The 19,313-nt window shown below is 42.5% G+C and carries 16 protein-coding genes; 1 reads left to right on the forward strand and 15 read right to left on the reverse strand.

Features of this window, described 5'->3' with window-relative positions; genetic code table 11:
- Positions 1–9: 9 nt before the first annotated feature.
- A complete protein-coding gene (gene parE / locus IGI89_RS15460) occupies positions 10–2,037 on the reverse strand; it encodes a DNA topoisomerase IV subunit B (protein WP_034872209.1) in 2,028 nt (675 codons plus the stop codon).
- 284 nt (positions 2,038–2,321) lie between these two features.
- On the opposite strand from parE, the gene plsY reads away from it, so the two are divergent.
- Complete coding sequence (gene plsY / locus IGI89_RS15465; RefSeq protein ID WP_008379676.1) at positions 2,322–2,960, forward strand: glycerol-3-phosphate 1-O-acyltransferase PlsY; 639 nt, start codon at positions 2,322–2,324, stop codon at positions 2,958–2,960.
- Positions 2,961–3,012: 52 nt separating this feature from the next.
- Here the strand turns inward: plsY and IGI89_RS15470 are convergent, their stop codons facing one another.
- The 14 genes from IGI89_RS15470 to IGI89_RS15535 all read right to left on the reverse strand — a co-directional run bounded on the left by IGI89_RS15470 (position 3,013) and on the right by IGI89_RS15535 (position 19,271).
- Complete coding sequence (locus IGI89_RS15470; protein ID WP_008379674.1) at positions 3,013–3,888, reverse strand: aldose 1-epimerase family protein; 876 nt, start codon at positions 3,886–3,888, stop codon at positions 3,013–3,015.
- 11 nt (positions 3,889–3,899) lie between these two features.
- On the reverse strand, positions 3,900–4,691 hold the full coding sequence (codY, locus tag IGI89_RS15475; protein ID WP_005236817.1) for a GTP-sensing pleiotropic transcriptional regulator CodY: 792 nt from the start codon (positions 4,689–4,691) through the stop codon (positions 3,900–3,902).
- Between the two features lie 13 nt (positions 4,692–4,704).
- Complete coding sequence (gene hslU, locus IGI89_RS15480; protein ID WP_005236820.1) at positions 4,705–6,102, reverse strand: ATP-dependent protease ATPase subunit HslU; 1,398 nt, start codon at positions 6,100–6,102, stop codon at positions 4,705–4,707.
- A 14-nt stretch (positions 6,103–6,116) separates the two neighbouring features.
- The gene (gene hslV, locus IGI89_RS15485; RefSeq protein ID WP_005229630.1) at positions 6,117–6,659 is read right to left on the reverse strand and encodes an ATP-dependent protease subunit HslV; all 543 of its coding nucleotides are present in this window, start codon (positions 6,657–6,659) and stop codon (positions 6,117–6,119) included.
- A gap of 22 nt (positions 6,660–6,681) precedes the next feature.
- Positions 6,682–7,620 (reverse strand): tyrosine recombinase XerC, encoded by a 939-nt coding sequence (gene xerC / locus IGI89_RS15490; RefSeq protein WP_005236822.1) that lies wholly within the window; start codon positions 7,618–7,620, stop codon positions 6,682–6,684.
- Positions 7,621–7,816: 196 nt separating this feature from the next.
- Positions 7,817–9,253, reverse strand: a complete 1,437-nt coding sequence (locus IGI89_RS15495; protein WP_430601533.1) for a flotillin family protein — start codon at positions 9,251–9,253, stop codon at positions 7,817–7,819.
- Between the two features lie 13 nt (positions 9,254–9,266).
- Entirely contained in the window at positions 9,267–9,692 is a 426-nt protein-coding gene (locus IGI89_RS15500) for a hypothetical protein (protein WP_438735828.1), read from the reverse strand.
- 119 nt (positions 9,693–9,811) lie between these two features.
- Positions 9,812–11,113, reverse strand: a complete 1,302-nt coding sequence (trmFO, locus tag IGI89_RS15505; RefSeq protein WP_016613226.1) for an FADH(2)-oxidizing methylenetetrahydrofolate--tRNA-(uracil(54)-C(5))-methyltransferase TrmFO — start codon at positions 11,111–11,113, stop codon at positions 9,812–9,814.
- Positions 11,114–11,265: 152 nt separating this feature from the next.
- A complete protein-coding gene (topA, locus tag IGI89_RS15510) occupies positions 11,266–13,344 on the reverse strand; it encodes a type I DNA topoisomerase (RefSeq protein ID WP_008379664.1) in 2,079 nt (692 codons plus the stop codon).
- Between the two features lie 142 nt (positions 13,345–13,486).
- On the reverse strand, positions 13,487–14,365 hold the full coding sequence (gene dprA, locus IGI89_RS15515; RefSeq protein WP_430601531.1) for a DNA-processing protein DprA: 879 nt from the start codon (positions 14,363–14,365) through the stop codon (positions 13,487–13,489).
- A 68-nt stretch (positions 14,366–14,433) separates the two neighbouring features.
- Positions 14,434–15,198, reverse strand: a complete 765-nt coding sequence (locus IGI89_RS15520) for a ribonuclease HII (RefSeq protein WP_005236834.1) — start codon at positions 15,196–15,198, stop codon at positions 14,434–14,436.
- Complete coding sequence (ylqF, locus tag IGI89_RS15525) at positions 15,182–16,048, reverse strand: ribosome biogenesis GTPase YlqF (protein WP_005229614.1); 867 nt, start codon at positions 16,046–16,048, stop codon at positions 15,182–15,184. Before ylqF ends, IGI89_RS15520 begins: the two co-directional genes overlap by 17 nt.
- Before the next feature lie 423 nt (positions 16,049–16,471).
- Positions 16,472–17,377, reverse strand: coding sequence for a class C sortase (locus IGI89_RS15530; RefSeq protein ID WP_086338076.1), 906 nt, complete (start codon positions 17,375–17,377; stop codon positions 16,472–16,474).
- A 22-nt stretch (positions 17,378–17,399) separates the two neighbouring features.
- Entirely contained in the window at positions 17,400–19,271 is a 1,872-nt protein-coding gene (locus tag IGI89_RS15535; RefSeq protein WP_438735829.1) for a SpaH/EbpB family LPXTG-anchored major pilin, read from the reverse strand.
- Between the last annotated feature and the right edge of the window lie 42 nt (positions 19,272–19,313).

Genomic DNA, 19,313 nt, shown 5'->3' on the forward strand with positions numbered 1-19,313 from the left:
GACCACCTCCTATTCCTTAACTAAATGTTTGCTTTCTGCTTGTTCGGTATCCATTAACTTTTCATCAACTAATTCCGGTACCGTATCTTCTTTTTTATCCAAAATACTGCCATCTTCTTCTAAACTGAATTGAACATGGCTTTCGATCCACTTCCGACGAGGTTCTACCTTGTCCCCCATCAGTGTGGTGACACGGCGTTCTGCTTGGGCCGCATCATCGATTCTTACCCGAATCAGCGTCCGCGTTTCTGGGTCCATCGTCGTTTCCCACAATTGATCGGCATTCATTTCCCCCAACCCTTTGTAGCGCTGAAGCATATAGCCTTTACCGATTTTTTGGGTCAGTTTGCTTAGTTCATCATCCGTCCAAGCATATTCGACTACTGCCTTTTTCCCTAACCCTTTAGACACTTTATACAAAGGTGGCAAAGCAATGTATACTTTTCCCGCTTCGATCAAAGGTTTCATATACCGGTAGAAAAACGTTAAAAGCAGCACTTGGATGTGCGCCCCATCGGTATCCGCATCGGTCATGATAATGACTTTGTCATAATTGCAGTCTTCAATCGAAAACTCTGGGCCAACACCGGCACCGATAGTATAGATCATGGTATTGATCTCTTCATTTTTCAAAATATCCTGCATCTTGGCTTTTTCTGTATTGATAACTTTGCCTCGTAACGGTAAAATCGCTTGGAACTTGCGGTCACGGCCTTGCTTCGCTGACCCGCCGGCTGAGTCCCCCTCCACCAAATACAATTCATTTTTCTTAGGATTACGAGACTGAGCAGGCGTTAATTTTCCAGAAAGCAGTGACTCACCTTTTTTGCGTTTCTTTCCTGTGCGGCTTTCTTCTCTCGCCTTTCTGGCAGCTTCACGGGCCTCTCTTGCTTTGATCGCTTTACGAACCAGCATTTGACTCATTTCACTGTTTTCTTGCAGGTAATAGCCTAGTTGCTCGCCAATCACATTGTCTACAGCATTTCTTGCTAAGGGTGTTCCTAATTTCCCTTTGGTCTGCCCTTCAAATTGCAAAAGATTTTCTGGAACACGGATCGACAACACGGCCGCTAAGCCTTCACGAAAATCACTACCTTCAAGGTTCTTATCTTTTTCCTTCAACAAATTGACCTTGCGGGCATATTCATTGAAAGCTTTCGTCATTGACGTTTTCATCCCCACTTCATGGGTACCACCATCTTTGGTACGTACATTGTTGACAAAGGACAAGACATTTTCCGAATAGCCATCATTGTATTGAAAGGCAAGTTCTACCTCGATTGCTTCTTTGGTACCGGAAAAATACACCACCTGGGTCAAGGTATCTTTTTCTTCATTTAAATAATCAACGAATTCTTTGATGCCTTCTTCATATAAAAAAACTTCATGAATTGGTTCTTCCCCACGTTCATCCGTCAGGGAGATTTTGACCCCTTTTAGCAAGAAAGCCGATTCTCTTAAACGTTCTGCGAGAATTTCATAGGAGAATTTGGTTGTTGAAAAGATCGTGTCGTCAGGTTTAAAGGTGACTGTGGTTCCAGTTGGTTTACGAGTTTTGCCGATTTTTTTCAAAGTACCCGCTGGTTTCCCACCGTCTTTGAAGCTCTGTTTGTATTCGATGCCATCACGAACGATGACTACTTCCAGCCAGCTGGATAGAGCATTTACAACACTGGCACCAACCCCATGAAGGCCGCCAGAAGTTTTGTAGCCTCCTTGGCCAAACTTCCCGCCGGCATGTAGCACTGTGAAGATCACTTCAACAGTAGGGATTCCCGATGCATGTGTCCCGACCGGCATTCCTCGCCCGTTGTCTCGAACACTGATACTATTGTCTTTGTGGATCGTAACATCGATTTCATTGCCGTATCCTGAGAGTGCCTCATCAACCGCATTATCGACGATTTCATACACTAAGTGATGTAAGCCGCGGCTATCGGTCGAGCCGATATACATTCCTGGCCGTTTTCTTACTGCTTCTAGGCCCTCTAAGACCTGAATGGAAGCATCATTATATTCTGTGGTTTTCTTTGCCAAACCCACCGCTCCTTTAATCTTGATCAGTCCTTTTTTACTGCTGAAAGGACTGCAAAAAAAATCTTAACACAAAATACGCTTTTTTCAAGCGAACATTTTTCTAAACTATCTTATCCTTTTTCCTTTGTTTGCACAAGCTAGAGTCACAAAATGGCTTGTTTGTGTTTCACAGCTCCGAGGAAAGCTGTTTTTCTTCTTTCCCTGACTAGCGAAAGATTTTCTTATTGTTGGAAAGGCGTTTTCATGCTAAAATTGCCCTAGCCTTGCAAAGAAAGTTGGTTATTATGAATACGATTCTTTTATTTATTGTTGCTTACCTTTTAGGTTCGATCCCCTCGGGTGTTTGGATTGGCCAATTGTTTTTCAAAAAAGATATTCGCCAATTCGGCAGCGGCAATACGGGAACGACCAATACATTTCGCGTTTTAGGAAAGAAAGCCGGGATCGTTGTTTTATTGATGGATATCTTAAAAGGAACTTTGGCAACCAGTTTGCCTGTCCTCTTTGGTCTCCATACCGTCAATCCGCTCTGGTTTGGGGTCTGCGCGATCTTAGGTCATACCTTTCCGATCTTTGCCAAGTTTAAAGGCGGCAAAGCGGTGGCGACAAGTGCTGGGATGCTCTTAGGATACAATCCGCTCTTTTTCATTTATTCTTCATTGATTTTTGTTATCTGTCTTTATGTGACAAGTATGGTAAGCCTGACCAGTATGATCGCGGCGTGTTTGATCACCTTATCGACGGTCGTTTTGCCTTTTATCGCCCCTGCGATATTGCCTGAGCAAAACTGGTTGCTGACCTTCATCGCGATCGGCGTAACGATTTTTATCTTTATTCGCCATCGCGAAAATATTTCACGTATTAAAGACGGGACTGAAAGTCGGGTACCGTTTGGTCTGAATAAGCGTCAAGCGAACAAATAAGCAGAAGCTGAGAAAAGTGCAATGACTTTTCTCAGCTTCTTTTTGCCTGCTTTTATTTGACTGTGATCGAGTACTTTGTTTCAAATAACTCCTCAGGCGAAAGTGCTTGAATACCCAATTTTTCTGAAAGCTCACCGGAAGCTTCCAGTGTATCTGCGATACCGCACCATGGTTCTATACATAGAAACGGCGATTTTACGGGATACGTGGACCAAAAACCGACATACGGCATATTATTGTAGCTTAACGTAACACTATGAGGCGATTTCTCACTGCGAATCGAGTAGGAATGTAATCCTTTCGTTTCATAAACCAGCGCATCATTTGCAAACATATCGTGGGTCAAGCGCAAATCCGTATTCGTTTGACCGAGTGTGCGTTGTTCATAATCAATATAATTGCCTTTTAATGGCAATTTCACTCGTGATTTTTTTGGAGAAAAAGAAAGGTAGTAGTCTTCAAATGTCAGCCCTTTTTCAAGTGGGACGTTGAATGCAGGGTGTCCTCCAATGGAGAAGAATAGTTCTTTTTGACCGCTATTCTTTACTTGGTATTTGACGACTAAGCCATCACCGCCTAATTCGTAACTGACATACAGCTGAAAATCAAACGGATACTTCACTTTGGTTTCAGTTGAACTTTCTAATAGAAACAAGGCATAGTCTGTACGTTTTTCAACGACAGTAAACACCATGTCTCTGGCAAACCCATGACGGGGCAAATGATAACTTTTGCCCTCATGCTGATAGGTGTCCTCTTTTAAGGCGCCAACAATCGGAAATAAGATTGGCGCATGCTTTCCCCAGTGGTTTGGATCAGCTTGCCAAATATATTCAAGGTCATTGCTTGTATCAACTAAGCTTTGTAGCTCAGCCCCTTTTTCTGCAATTTTTGCTTGCAGATGACCCGCCGTGATGGTAACTGTCATGGTCTCATCTCCTAATATTGATGTTTCGTCAATTCCTCTTTAAAGCGGCTGTTAAGCACTTTTAAATAGGTGCCTTTCATCCCCAAAGAGCGGGATTCTATAATGCCGGCAGACTCTAGTTTACGCAAAGCATTTACGATCACCGACCGTGTAATTCCAATGCGATCAGCGATACTTGACGCGGTCAGACGACCTTCGTCGCCTTCTAATGCCTCAAAGATCGCTTGAACAGCTTTCAACTCACTATAAGAAAGGGTGTTGATTGCCATTTGAACAGCTGTGGTACTGCGAACATCTTCTTCGATACTGCGGGATTTTTGGTACAAGAATTGCATACCAACAACTGTCGCACTGTATTCCGCTAATACCAAATCGTCGTCATCAAAGGACTTATCGATTCTGGAAAGAATGATCGTACCTAAACGTTCTCCTGCACCGTAAATCGGTACGATGGTCGTTAGTCCGTTGGGATACAACTCACGGCCTTCTACAGGAAAAGCGGTCATATCATCACTGATTGGCACATTAGCTTCTGTGGAAGTCAGGTGATCGACTAAATCTGTATAATTTTTAGGAAACTGTTTTTCAACAAACATTTTTTTGATGCGTTCATTATTGACATCATGGTTCTCAACAAAACCTAACACGCTACCGTCAATGCTAATAATATACGCATTGCTGTCTAGGATGTTTCCTAAAATGACAGCCATCTTGTCGTAAGGCAAATCAGAAGCTAAATTAAAGGTGTTTTTTTGCTGCAATAATTCGTTGATTTGTCTTGTCTTTTCTAATAATGTTTTCATTGGTCCGCTCCCTTTATAAAATATACCGGCTTAAGTCTTCATCTTTTGCGATGGACGCAAGTTTTTCTTCCACATACGCTTCTGTGATGGTGATTTCACCCATTTGCATCTCAGATGCTTCAAATAATAAGTCTTCAAGTAGTTTCTCTAGAATCGTATGCAAACGACGAGCACCAATATTGTCGGTATCGCGATTCACTTGATAAGCAATTTCGGCAATTTTCTCGATAGCTTCCATCGTAAAGACTACTTTGACATTTTCGGTTCCTAACAAGGCAATGTATTGCTTGACTAAGGCATTGTTGGGCTCCGTTAAAATTTTAACAAAGTCTTCTTTTGTCAAATCATCTAGTTCCACACGAATCGGGAAACGCCCTTGCAATTCAGGGATCAGATCGCTTGGTTTCGACAGGTGGAATGCCCCAGAAGCAATAAAAAGGATATGGTCTGTTTGTAGGGTTCCGTATTTCGTATTGACTTGCGATCCTTCAACGATCGGCAAGATATCTCTTTGCACCCCTTCACGAGAAACTTCTCCTGACTGCTGTGATTTCGAAGATACTTTGTCGATTTCATCTAGAAAAATGATGCCACTAGATTCTGCTAAACGTAATGCTTCACTATGAATATCCGCGTCGTTGACCAGTTTTGAGGATTCTTCTTGAATCAGCAATTCTCGTGCTTCTTTTACGGTTACTGTGCGTTCAATTTTCTTTTGCGGTTTCAATGCTCCTAAGGTTTCATTCAAATCGATCCCCATTTGTTCTAAGCCATTGTTCATCATCGGTGCTTGATTTTTCGGCTCATCGACTTGGATCGTCACTTCCCGGTTGTCTAAAAGGCCCTTTTCTAATTGCTCAAAAATGGCTTGACGGTTGCTGCGAATCTCATCCGTCAATTCTTCTTTTGGCTCTTCTGGTTGTTGTGCGGCGTTGAACATATTCATCATTTGTTCATAAGGATTGGTATTCTTTTTCTGTTCCTTTTTAATACCAGGAACTAAGACTTTTACTAAACGACGGTTGGCTTTTTTCTCTGCTTGGATCCGCACGTTTTTATATTGTTCTTTTTTCACGATTTGGATCGCATTCTCAACGAGGTCACGTACCATCGATTCTACGTCTCGACCGACATAGCCGACTTCCGTGAATTTCGTCGCTTCTAACTTAACGAAAGGTGCATCAACGATCTTTGCTAAGCGTCGCGCAATTTCCGTTTTACCAACCCCTGTTGGTCCGATCATCAAAATATTTTTTGGTGTGACATCTTGTTGCATCTTTTCATCTAATTGCAGCCGGCGGTAGCGATTTCTCAAAGCAACAGCCACTGATTTTTTGGCGTTGGTTTGTCCAACGATGTATTCATCTAACTCTTTCACGATTTCTCGTGGTGATTTGTTTTGGTTTGTCATATCGTCATCCCTCTTTAAAACTCTTCTACAATGATATTGTGATTCGTAAAGACACAAATGTCTGCGGCAATATTCAAGGCACCTTCAGCAATTTCTTTGGCAGATAGTTCACCGCCATAACGTTTCATCGCACGGGCTGCTGCCAAGGCATAGTTTCCACCTGAACCGATGGCTAAGATTCCTTCATCTGGCGAAATGACTTCGCCTGTCCCAGAGACCAAAAGCATCTCCTTATCATTCATGACGATCAGCATCGCCTCTAATTTTTGCATCGACTGCTGAGTCCGCCATTCTTGTGCCAATTCTACTGCAGCTCGTTGCAAATTTCCGTTGTATTCATTTAGTTTTCCTTCAAATTTTTCTTCCAAGGTAAAGGCATCTGCCACACTGCCGGCAAAACCAACGATCACTTCACCGTTGTAAATTCGACGGACTTTCCGAGCGGTTCCTTTCATAACGACCTGTTCTCCCATCGTTACTTGTCCGTCACCGGCCATGGCAAATTTCCCATCTTTTTCAACCGCACAGATGGTGGTTGAATGAAATTCTGACTTCATTTATGTTCCTCCTGTACCAATTTTACGCGCGTGGATGAAATTGGCGATAATTTTTTTGTAAACTGTCTTTGGTGACATGCGCATAAATCTGTGTCGTCGATAGATTGGCATGCCCCAACAATTCTTGAACGGTCCGCATATCGGCGCCGTTGTTTAATAAATGGGTTGCAAACGTATGCCGAAGCATATGAGGATGGATTTTACTGTCTAAACTGCTTTTTCGAATGATTTGATTCAAAACATATTCGATCCCAGTTGCAGTGATCCCGTCACCAAGATGATTCACGAAAAGGATCTCGTGTTCCTTGTTCTGCTTTTCCATCAGCTGTTTGCGTCCTGAGGAAAGATAGCGTTTGACTGCTGCTTGTGCGTAACTACCGAAAGGAACATAGCGATCCTTATTCCCCTTCCCATGGATCAGTAATACGCCACTTTCCCAATCGATTGCCCCCAGTGTGAGACTGCTGCACTCACTGACCCGCAAACCTGAACCATAAAGGACTTCTAACAATGCTTGATTGCGCTGTTGTAGTGGCTCATCGCCAGCAACACTTTGAAAGAGAGCATCCATTTCCTTCTCATAAAAAAAACGCGGCAATTTGGCGTTTTTCTTTTTTAAATGAATGTAGGCGAAAGGATTCTCTTTGACGATCTCATGCTTGGTTAGAAACTGATAAAAAGATCGCAAACTAGCCATTTTACGACTGATGGAATTACGGCTGTACTCTCGTTCCGTCAAATAGCTTAAATAGACGCGAACATCGCGGTATTCCACTGCTAATGGGTCTTCATTGCCAGACTCTTTTAAGAAGTGAAAAAAATCGCCCATATCTTCTTGATACGCTTTTTTTGTCTTTTCCGAATACCCTCTTTCAACAATAAGATAACGAAAAAACTCTTCTTGAAACTGATCTGTTTGCAAATTAACCCCCCTTTTCATGATTCGAAATAACTTTAGCATAGACCACAAAAAAAAACAAATGAATTGTCAGAATTTAATCAATATTTCAAAGTTTAGACATAATTGTGAAAACTTTCTAAGAATCTACGTAAGATTCTTATCTTTGTTCAGAAAGATCCGTTAAATGCGCCAGAAAAACGTACCAGTCCCTCTCCTCAAAAGAAAGAGGGACTGATACGTTTCCACTTATTTGCTTTTATTCGATTGGATCAGTTGTTGGCTGATGCGAACTAGTGCTTTCAGATACAACCTGAACTAGCTCTTTGTTTCCTTGTTTTGTGGACATCGTGTCATTGATTAACCCAACTAAGTCTAATCCGGTTGTCTCTTTGATCGTATCAAAGGTTCGCGCTAAACCAGCTTCCCCCATTGATTGAAGACCATCATTGCCGCCAAAGCTAACCACTTTATCAATATTGCTCAGTGGCGCATTGACCTCTTTCGCGATTTCAGGCAGCACTTTGATGAACTCCATCAAAATACCAGCTTCGTTCAGTTTGGTCAAAGCAATCGCCATCTTTTCACGGCTTTCCGCTTCGGCTTGACCGACTTTTGCGATCCGTTCCGCGTCGGCACTACCTAGTTTTTCAATTCGTTCGGCTTCTGCTTGGGCAGCTAATTTAACTTTTTCCGCTTCCGCTTGTGCTCGTGCGATTTCTCTTGCTTTGTCTGCTAAAGCGTTTTGTTCAACCACATATTTATCCGCTTCGGCTTTTTTACGGACAGTTGCATTCAATTCTTTTTCCGTCAATTCCGCTTGTTTTTCTTGAATCTCGATATTTTTTTCTTGTTCGATCAATTGAACTTTCATTTGTTCGCCGACCGCGATCTGTTCCGCTTTCGCATCCGCAACTTCGCGTTCTTGTTTGTATTGTGCTTGTTTCAATGCCATATCTTTTGTCGCTTCTGCAATTTCTGTTTGGCGACGGATCTCTTCATGCTGTGCCAATTGCTCATTCTCAGCTTGCTTGATTCGAGTTTCTCTTAAGGCATTGGATTCCGCTACTTCGGCATTTTTTTTCACTTCAGCAATCTGAGGGCGTCCTAACGCATCCAAGTAGCCATTGCTGTCGCTGACATCTTTGATCGTAAACGAAACGATCTCCAACCCCATTTTCTTCAAATCCGTAGAGGCAACTTCTTGCACTTGTTCCGCAAAATCATCGCGGTTTTTATAGATGGCTTCTACCGTCATCGTTCCTAGAATCGCCCGTAAGTGACCTTCTAAGACTTCTTGGGCTTCATCTTCCAATTCACCTGTGGATTTGCCTAAGTATTGCTCAGCAGCTGTCTTGATCGACTCGGTACTGTTGCCGACCTTTACAAGCACCGTCGCACTGGCTTTGATCGGTACGCCTTGTTCCGTATAAACTTCTGGTGTCCCAATCTCTAACTTGTGGGTCAATAAACTTAATTTATGGGCTTTTTGAACAATAGGAATCACAAACGTCCCACTGTTTTTTAAGATTTTGATGCCTTCTTTTCCTAAAAACGACCCCGTAACGATCAATGCTTCATCGGGTTTCCCAATGCGATAGCGTATCATCAAAAAAGCGATCAATAAAACAACGAGGACAACACCCCATAAAATCGGATTACTTAAAAAATCTACTGCTGATCCTGTATCCACCATAACGTAACACTTCCTATTCTATAAAATTTTTACTTTCCACCACCAACGCGATCCCTTTTTTATCAAAATCGACAATGATGACTTTGGTTCCGACTGGCAATCGAACATTGTTTTCACGATTTTCTTCCCGAAAAAAACGTGCAGGATAAACAGAACGTGCACCTTGACTCCCTATCTCCATGACTTCGCCGATTGTATCTCCGACAATCTTTTCCGTCAGTTCACCGATCACAAAATCATTGCGACTAATGACATTGCTGCGGTTTTTGTCTGTGATGCGATTGTAAAGCCACATAATGGGACCTAACAGCAAACTAAATAAAACAAAGACAACGAAAATGACCCCGACCAACAGGATCAGCCATCCTAAAAATTGAATTACTGTAGGAAAACGCTGTAAATAGTTTTGAATCAAATGAATCCATTCTCCAATCACCATCTTCACCACCTTCTGTCATTGTTACTGTCTATCATAAGTCACCTTGATTAAAGTTTCAAGACAAATTAAAAAAAAACCTTCTTACCATTTATTAGTAAGAAGGTGATGACTCATCGCTCTTATAGTTGTTCTTTGGCTTCTTCTAAGGCAGCTAATGCCCGGTTTGCCAATGCTTCATAACGAGATTTTTTATCTCTGATTCGTTCTGGAAGTTCTGGCAGCAAACCAAAGTTGGCATTCATCGGTTGGAAGTGTTTGCCTTCTGCATGAGTGATATAATACGCCATACTGCCAATTGTCGTCTCTTGTGGCATAATGATCGGCGCTTCCCCTTTTGCAAGTTTGGCAGCGTTGATCCCGGCCATCAATCCACTGGCTGCACTTTCAACATACCCTTCAACGCCTGTCATCTGACCAGCAAAAAAGAGGTCTTCACGTTTTTTCGATTGGTACGTTTGTTGTAACAACTCTGGTGAATTCATAAAACTATTCCGATGCATCACGCCGTAGCGCACAAATTCTGCCTCTTCCAAACCAGGGATCATCCGGAATACCCGCTTTTGCTCGCCCCATTTCAAATGTGTTTGAAAACCAACGATGTTGTACAGAGAAGCAGCTGCATTGTCTTGCCGCAGCTGAATCACTGCATAAGGACGCTTGCCGGTTTTCGGATCTTCCAAACCAACGGGTTTCATCGGACCAAACAACATAGTTTTCGGTCCACGGCCAGCCATAACTTCGATTGGCATACATCCTTCAAAGAATTTTTCTTTTTCGAATTCTTTCAAAGGGGCCACTTCCGCATTGACTAAAGCTTCACGAAACGCATAAAACTCCTCTTCGTTCATTGGACAGTTCAGATAGGCTGCTTCGCCTTTGTCGTAGCGTGATTTCAAATAAACTTTATCCATATTGATGGTGGATTTATCGACGATCGGTGCTGCTGCGTCATAGAAATAAAATCCTTCTGATCCGTTAAAAGCTTGGATCGCTTTTGATAAAGGTTCAGAAGTCAAAGGTCCAGTTGCAATCACGGTAATCCCTTCTGGAATTTCAGTGATCTCCTCTTCGATGACAGTGACTAAAGGATGTTCTTTTACACGTTTGGTTACTAACTCTGAGAAATCATCACGATCCACAGCTAAAGCACCCCCTGCTGGAACAGCTGTTTTGTCTGCAGAGGTAATAATGACTGAATCTAAGCGGCGCATTTCTTCTTTCAAAACACCGACCGCATTCGTTAAATTGTTGCCCCGAAGTGAATTCGTACAAACAAGTTCAGCAAAATTATTTGTGTGATGGGCTTCTGTCGATTTCTTAGGACGCATTTCATAAAGCTTTACTGCGACACCTGCTTGCGCTGCTTGCCAAGCAGCTTCGCTTCCGGCTAAACCGGCACCAATAACATTGATTTCTTTCATAGTGCTCTCCTTTTATTTCAAAAGCTCGCCTCTTCTCATAAGAAACTGCTTGTATTAATCAAAAGGACCGGCACTTTCTTTTGTCAGCCAACATCGAGGCTGACCGTTCAAAAGAATGCGCCGATTCTTTTTTTAACAGGGAATCCTGCTAGTTATTTTTGCACATTTTCTTCATAGTCCCCATTGATACACACGACTTGCTTGCCGCCTTTGACTTTCTTCTCGACTAAGTAATTATCACATTTCGGACAATTACGGCCTACAGGTTTGTCCCAAGAAGTAAAGTCACAGTCCGGATAACGGGTACATCCATAAAACAACCGATTTTTTTTCGATTTTCGTTCAACAACTTGGCCTTGGTGACAGACCGGGCACTCAACGCCGATTTCTTTGACGATTGGTTTCGTGTTGCGACAGTCAGGGAAATTACTACAGGCATAAAATTTTCCGTAGCGACCTAATTTGATCACCATTGGATGTCCACAAAGATCACAGTCAAAGCCTGCAGGTTCGTCTTTGATTTGGATTTTTTCGATACTTTCTTCTGCGGTCGTCAATTCTTTTTCAAAGGGACGGTAGAATTGATCGACGACTTTGACCCATTCTTCTTTCCCAGCTTCAATGCTATCCAAGCTATTTTCCATTTCAGCAGTAAAATGCATATCAACGATTTGCGGGAAGAATTCCTCGATCAATGAATTGACGATCTCACCAAGTTCAGTTGGCTCAAAACGTTTTTGTGTCAATTTCACATAATAACGTCGTTGGATTGTTTCCAACGTTGGTGCATAAGTTGAAGGACGACCCACACCGTTCTCTTCAAGGGTTTTGATCAAGGTGGCCTCACTGTAGCGGGCAGGTGGTTGAGTGAAATGCTGTTTTGGTTCGATCGATACGGATTGGACCACATCTCCTTCAACTAACTCTGGCAAAATGTTCTCTTTGTCTTCTTTGCCATCATCGCGCCCTTCCACATAGACCTGCATAAACCCTTTAAATTTGATCTTTGAACCATTGGCAATAAAGATGACACCATTTTGATCCAAGGTAACTTTCATTGTATCCAAAATCGCCGGCGTCATTTGACTAGCCACAAAGCGAGACCAGATCAAGCGATACAGTTTCAGTTGGTCTTTGTCTAAGAATTTCTCCATGGCTTCTGGCGTACGCATCACACTTGTTGGTCTTACCGCTTCATGGGCATCTTGTGCCCCTTGTGCATTCGCGCGTTTTTTGCCACCGTGCGCCGAGAACTCTGAACCATAAGTACTTTCAATAAATTCGGCCGCTTCGCCTTTGGCTGTGTCTGCGATTCGGGTCGAATCGGTACGCATATAGGTGATCAAACCAACGGTTCCTTGTTTACCAAGAGCGATCCCTTCATAGAGCTGCTGTGCGACCATCATGGTTTTCCGCGTTCGAAAGTTCAGTTTACGGGCTGCTTCTTGTTGCAAGCTACTGGTGGTAAACGGTGCCGCCGGGTTGCGTTTGCGTTCTTTCTTTTCAACCTTCGTCACTTGAAACTCTTTACTAGAAAGACGATCGGTGATTTCTTTTATGCTTTCAGCATTCGGTAATTTTTTCTTTTTGCCATCTAGGCCCCAAAAATTGGCTTTGAATTTTTTCGTGGCTTTTTTAAAGTTCCCATCGATGCTCCAATATTCTTCAGGAACAAACTCACGGATCTCTTTTTCACGATCTATAATAATCTTAAGCGCCACCGATTGAACACGGCCAGCACTCAAGCCTTTTTTCACTTTACGCCAAAGGATCGGGCTCAATGAATACCCCACCAATCGATCTAAAATCCGGCGCGCTTGTTGAGCGTCAACGAGATCTACATCGATCGTTCTTGGTTCTTTGAAAGCTGCCTTGACCGCATCCTTAGTGATCTCATTAAAGACGACTCGGTTTTTATCTTTTAAATCTAACCCTAGTAGAAAAGCTAAATGCCACGCAATAGCTTCTCCTTCTCTATCCGGGTCACTTGCGAGGTAGACTTTTTCGGCTTTTTTCGCAGCTGAGCGGAGACTTTTGATCACATCGCCCTTGCCACGGATCGAAATGTAATGCGGTTCGTAGTCATTTTCGACATCAATTCCCATTTTACTTTTAGGAAGATCACGAATATGACCGACACTTGCGACGACTTTGTAATTTCGTCCAAGGTATTTTTCAATGGTTTTCGCCTTTGCCGGCGATTCCACGATTACTAAATATTTATATGCCATATAAAGAATGGCTCCTTCCTGAATTTTTCCTACTATTATATTCTATCAATCAGTGAACCTATCGTATGCAGATGAAACATACAAATCGTAGCTTATCATAGCTTTCAAGAAAAGGTTTGTCAAGGAAGGTTGATTGGAAAAATCAAAAAAAGGCTAACTCCTGTAAAATATCTGACACACTAATCGTACATTTTGCGCCATCTTGAATCAAGTGGTGACAACCTTTTGACTGATCGGAAATCATTTCACCAGGCACTGCAAAAACTTCTCGGCCATTTTCCATTGCTAATTGTGCCGTAATCAAAGAACCGCTTCTTTCTTTAGCTTCAATCACACAGATTGCTTTTGAAATACCGGCAATGATGCGATTGCGTAAGGGGAAGTGATGTCTTTGCGGTTTGGTGTCCTGAGAATATTCACTCAGTACTAGATGTTCTTGACGAATCTGCTGGAACAACGGATACGCAGAAGTAGGATAACAATGTTCCAAACCAGAAGCAATCACGGCAATGGTTTGTCCCCGATTTCTGATGGCTGATTCATGGGCAAAACTGTCGACGCCATTTGCTAATCCACTGACGATCGTATAGTTTTCTGTCACTAAAGGCGGGATCAGCTTTTCGCAAACTTTACGCGCGTAGCGAGAAGCTGTTCTTGCGCCGACAAATCCAATCATGGGCGTTTGCAACAATTGCAGATTTCCTTCGTAAAATAGTAATAATGGTGGGTCCGCAATTTGTCTTAAAAGCATCGGATACTCCGCTGAAAAGAAGGTGAGGTAGTTTTGTCCCCCCATCTTTTGTGTGATATGCTCTTCTGTCATTTGCTCCCACGATCGGCGAAAGACCGTCCTATGCTGTGGAAGGACGCCGATGGCAATCATCTCTTCCAACGAACAACGCATTTCTTTTGTTTCCAGCCAATGCCAAATAATCTTCCAGCAACCTTGCAGACCGATTCCCTGACAGTAGTACAGTTTTATCAACTGTTTTTCAAAATCTGTTGCTTGTTGATATTTCATAAACAAAGCCCTCTTTTCTTAGTGATCTTACTTATAAGATTCGCTAAAAAAAGAGGGATGGATGAAATTTATAGGTATTGTTTAACTGGGGCAAAGGTTTTTCGATGAATAGGGCAAATTCCATGGGCAGCTAACCCTTCTAAATGAACTTTGGTCCCATACCCAGCATTTTGATCAAACCCATAAAAAGGATACACATCATGAAAATCTTTCATTAAATTGTCACGATAGACTTTGGCAATGATACTTGCTGCGGCAATCGAAATGGAGCGGGCATCGCCTTTGATCAAGCTTTGTTGAGGGATGTCGGTCTCGATGGTCATCGCATCAATGAGCAAATGTTCCGGCTTGACCGCTAAGTCGATCAAAGCTTCTTTCATCGCCAGGCGGCTCGCTTGATAGATATTTATCCGATCGATTTCTTCAGGACTAACCACACCGATACCGACAGCCACGGCTTTATTTTGAATTTCGATAAACAGTTCTTCTCTTTTCTTCGCAGAAAGCTGTTTTGAATCATTCAGACCTAAGATCTGACATTCTTTAGGCAGAATGACCGCAGCTGACACCACGGGTCCTGCTAATGGTCCACGCCCCACTTCATCTAAACCGGCGATAAAACGGGCACCTTGTTGAAATGCTTCGTTTTCAAAACGCATCATTTCTTCGTATTTCTCCTGCAAAAGCTGCTGTTTAACTAATTGTTTCTCATATTGTTGCAGTAGCTTTTGGACCCCCGCGCGTTCATCTGCCTGCAATTCCTGTAAAAATGCCAGGTCATTAAATGTTGGATCAAATAATCGCTCTTTGATTGACTTAATCGGTTGTTTCATCTTGGCTTTCCATTTCCTCCACTCGATCTAGTGTATAACGGCCTAATTTTCCTTGCCGAATGTCAAAGACAACAAGCTCGCTTCCTCGATCATAGTTATCTTTATACCCACGTTTTTCAGTGATTTTCATCAACAGGTCTGGCGCTAACAACGCCTCTTCCTCCGCCTTTAGTTGGTAACGATTGGCGATTCTTTCAGGATAATAGCGGGCAAAAAAATCAAGTCCATACAATGCGATATCATCCAAATGGATCAGCTGATCTTTAATAGCCCCCGTCAATGCCAATTTTTTACCAATCTCAGGATCTTCAAATTTTGGCCATAAGATCCCAGGCGTATCTAGCAGCTCTAGATCAGTCCCAAAACGCAGCCATTGCTGTCCTTTGGTCACGCCGGGTTTATTACCCGTCTGAGCAATTTTCTTCCCTACTAAACGGTTCATCAAGGTTGATTTTCCGACATTCGGAATGCCAATCACCATCGCTCGAATCGCACGGGGCTTCAATCCTCTGGCTTTGTCACGAGCGATTTTTTCCTTCAAGACTTGCTTAGCCGTCGGGACAATGGCTTTGACGCCTTGATTGTCTTGGGCGTTGATCGCCAAGGCTAAATAGCCTTGTGCTTGGAAATAATGCTCCCATTTTTTGGTTTGAACGGGATCTGCTAAATCCGCTTTATTGATCAAGATCAATCGTGGTTTTTGCTGTAATAATTGGTCCAGCATGGGGTTGCGGGATGAGATCGGCAAGCGTGCGTCCACGAGTTCAAAAACGATATCCACGAATTTTAATTTCTCACTTACTTCACGTCTGGCTTTCGCCATATGGCCTGGAAACCATTGAATGGTCATTTGAACGTTTTCCTCCTTGGTACTTCTTCGAATTGGTAAAAAGACAGTAGTGTCTAAATCCATGCAGTATATACCTAACAAGAACGAGGACTATTTGCTCTAAAACCATCAGAGAAACTAGTCACACTGGGCATTTTGCTAAAATTGCTTTAGGACAATGTTCTTGTTCCAACCTCGTGCATAGGTAAAGCTTTCAGCGCGATTCTCATGCGTCATACGCGCTTTCTCGCTTTTTAATTTTGGGGAAGTGGTTGGAAAAAGCTTGTCTACCCACTCATTCTTCCTTTTTTCTGACACCTTTACCATTAGACCGACTGCTTTTTACTACCTTTTATCTTCGTTATTGTACCATATTTCAAACGACATGTTTCGTTCTGAGTAAGGTTAACAAGTCATTTTCTAGTGGATCTAGAGGAAAACCTGCTATCTTTGCTTCTTATCACTGGGAGTGATCAAATCATGCTGTTTTTTTCTTTTGATTTTGCTAATCACCAGCAGGAGTAGTAATAGTGTGGTGCTTACAACTAGCAGCACCCACAAATCCTGCTGGTTTGCTTTTTTTGCGGCATTTGTTTCATTTTCTTCATTGTAAGGAACCCTTTTGCCGCGAACCAATAAACGATGGCTATTGACCATATAGGGTGTGCAGGTTAGTAAGGTGACATAATCACTGCCTTTGACAATTTTTAGTGCTTCGGTATCATCAGGGGCGACCGTTTTAATCTGATCTATTTGATACGCCAACGTATCATCAAACGTTTCGATATAAAACTCATCGCCGATCTGCAGCTTAGGCAGATCCGTAAAGAGGGTTGCACTCGTTAACCCACGGTGTCCGCACAAAACTGCATGGGTATCTTCACCACCTATTGGATACGAAGCGCCCTCCAATAATGTTGCTCCTCTTTTTAACAACGTATCGGTGGTTTGATCAAAAATCGGGAGAGCGACACCAATCACGGGGATCTTTAAAACGCCGATCGTATGTCGTTCATAGTAATCAGGTGTATCGCCTGATTCTGAGTCCCTTGTTTCTGATAAATCTTGCGTTTCTTTGATTCCAGGATTGCTGGGATGCTGTGCCAGCTCTTGATTTACTCGTTCCAACTGGTTCCTTTTTTGTTGTTTTTCTATTTCACTCATTTTTTTAGCTTGGCTTTGGTAGTAGCTGATCAACTGTTGATCCAAAAAGGTGTTGAGCTGATTACTTACAAAAGGATAACTGATGATCAGAACACCTAGCAGCAGCAGAATACCCATTAGAACATCCAACAAAGTCACTTTTTGAGTAGGTACTTTCGTGCCATTTCTTTTCCTTTTGATTGTCATCGTGCATTTTCATCTCATTTACTTACCCTTTTTTCCGTTTAACAAAATAACACCCAGCTAAACCAACGATCACCACTCCGATGGCGCCCATTAAATACGTGCCGGCACCACCAGTTGCCGGTAAGGTTCCTTTGCGGCGGTTAGGGACTTTTTCTGGATCTCCCAATTGCTCTTTCGTTCCATAAGACGTTTCATGTACTTCAAAAGCGATGCGATTTGTTAGCAGTACATAATTTTTTGGTGCTTTTACTTCTTCCAAATAGTAGGTGCCAAATTTTAACCCGATGATATCAACTAATCCATCTGTCCCTGTGGTAAATTTCGTCGCTTCATCCGCTGTTTGCACCCAAGATACCTGTTTGGTTCCTTCTTCGATTTTCAGGTAGTTGGCATCATCACGGTCTTGATCCCGTACAACAAAAACTGCATCTGCCAATGCTTCGGTAGCGGTCACAGCCCCATCGACTTTTAAGAACCGTTTGCCCCCTGTCAAAACTTCCACGCTTGGAGGCGTTTGATCCGTCATGAAATCCGTTTCTACATTTGCTTTATTCGTAAAGCCATTAATAGGCATAGCCTGTTCATTTAAATACATATAATACACAAAGCGCAATTGATTTCCCGGCGTTAATTGCGGCACGAATTCTGGATTGATAGTTACCGTAAAGCCAGGCTCTTTTTCCGTTACTTGGTAATTCGTCGCATCGATTTTCTGCTCTCCATCATACAACGCATAGCCCGTTTCTCCTTCAGCTGTATTTTCAAAAGTTAATGCTGGATCATGGGCATCGATCAATTGAAAATGTTTGTATTTGTTTTCTGATCCTACTTTATCTTGAATACCTGATGGGATATTGACCGTTAGGTGATATTGGATTCTTTCGCCGATCTCCACGTCTTTGCCGTCTAATTGTGGTGTTGTTTTTGTAACATTTGTTGTGTCATTCTTGATTGTTAGCTCAACAGTAACGTTACTTCCTGAATCAATCGAGAAATCCTTGATTCTTTCTTCCTCGATTAAGGCGGCTTGACTTGGGGCTTTCGTTTCCTCTAATTGATAGGCGCCTGTTTCTAGTTGCGCAATCTTTAGCTGTCCTTTTTGGTTCTCACTCACATCGATACCAGCGTCTCCAGCAGCATATTGTTTGCCTGTCAAAAAACGGTACGCTGCCTGTTTGTCAGTTGTCCATGTATAAAGTCCATCGGCTGCACTTAAAATGTATTTCTTGGTATTTTCGCGTCCTTCTTGCTTTGAAACAACAAATTCCGCATCATTCAGTGGTTCGTTTTCCCCCGTTCCTCGCTTATTCACAAGGAGCGTTCCTTCATTTGTGACGATATTTTTCGGATAAAGATGGATCGTGTCTAGCTCTTCTTCTCCATAAACATATGAGCCATCAGCTTGTTGGATCATTTCATATACGGGAAAGGCGATCACCATATTCTCAGCAGTTGTAACGCCGTCTTTAGGGGCTTCTACAATGGTGTAAACTGCATCCCGATCGGCTTGTTTTTTCGGCAATTCAAAAACCAAATCACCGGCTGCATCTGTTTTTCCGCTAGCTATAGGGGAACCAGACGTCAAGGTTTGAACTTGACGCTTGGCTTCTTCAACGGATGCCCCTGCAGATCGTTTTTCATAAAATGCTGCTGTCACATCATAGACAGAAAAAGTGACATCGGCTAAGCCTTGGTATTGATCAAACTCTTCCATCTCAGTCCCACTATTTTGAATCAATGAACCTGGCAGATTGACCATTTTCTTTTTATGGAGATGGATCTGTGCCAAATTGCTCTCTGCAGACACTTGCTGATTTTTTGTTCCAAAAAAGACAAATGGCAAAAGTAAAAATAGGAGACAAACCATTTTCGTATGATTAAAAATCTTTTTCATTGTTCTTTCCTCTCTTCTAAATTTTTTTTCGTTTTTCATTCG

The organism is Enterococcus sp. AZ141, from assembly GCF_051714385.1.
Lineage (GTDB): Bacteria > Bacillota > Bacilli > Lactobacillales > Enterococcaceae > Enterococcus_D > Enterococcus_D entomosocium.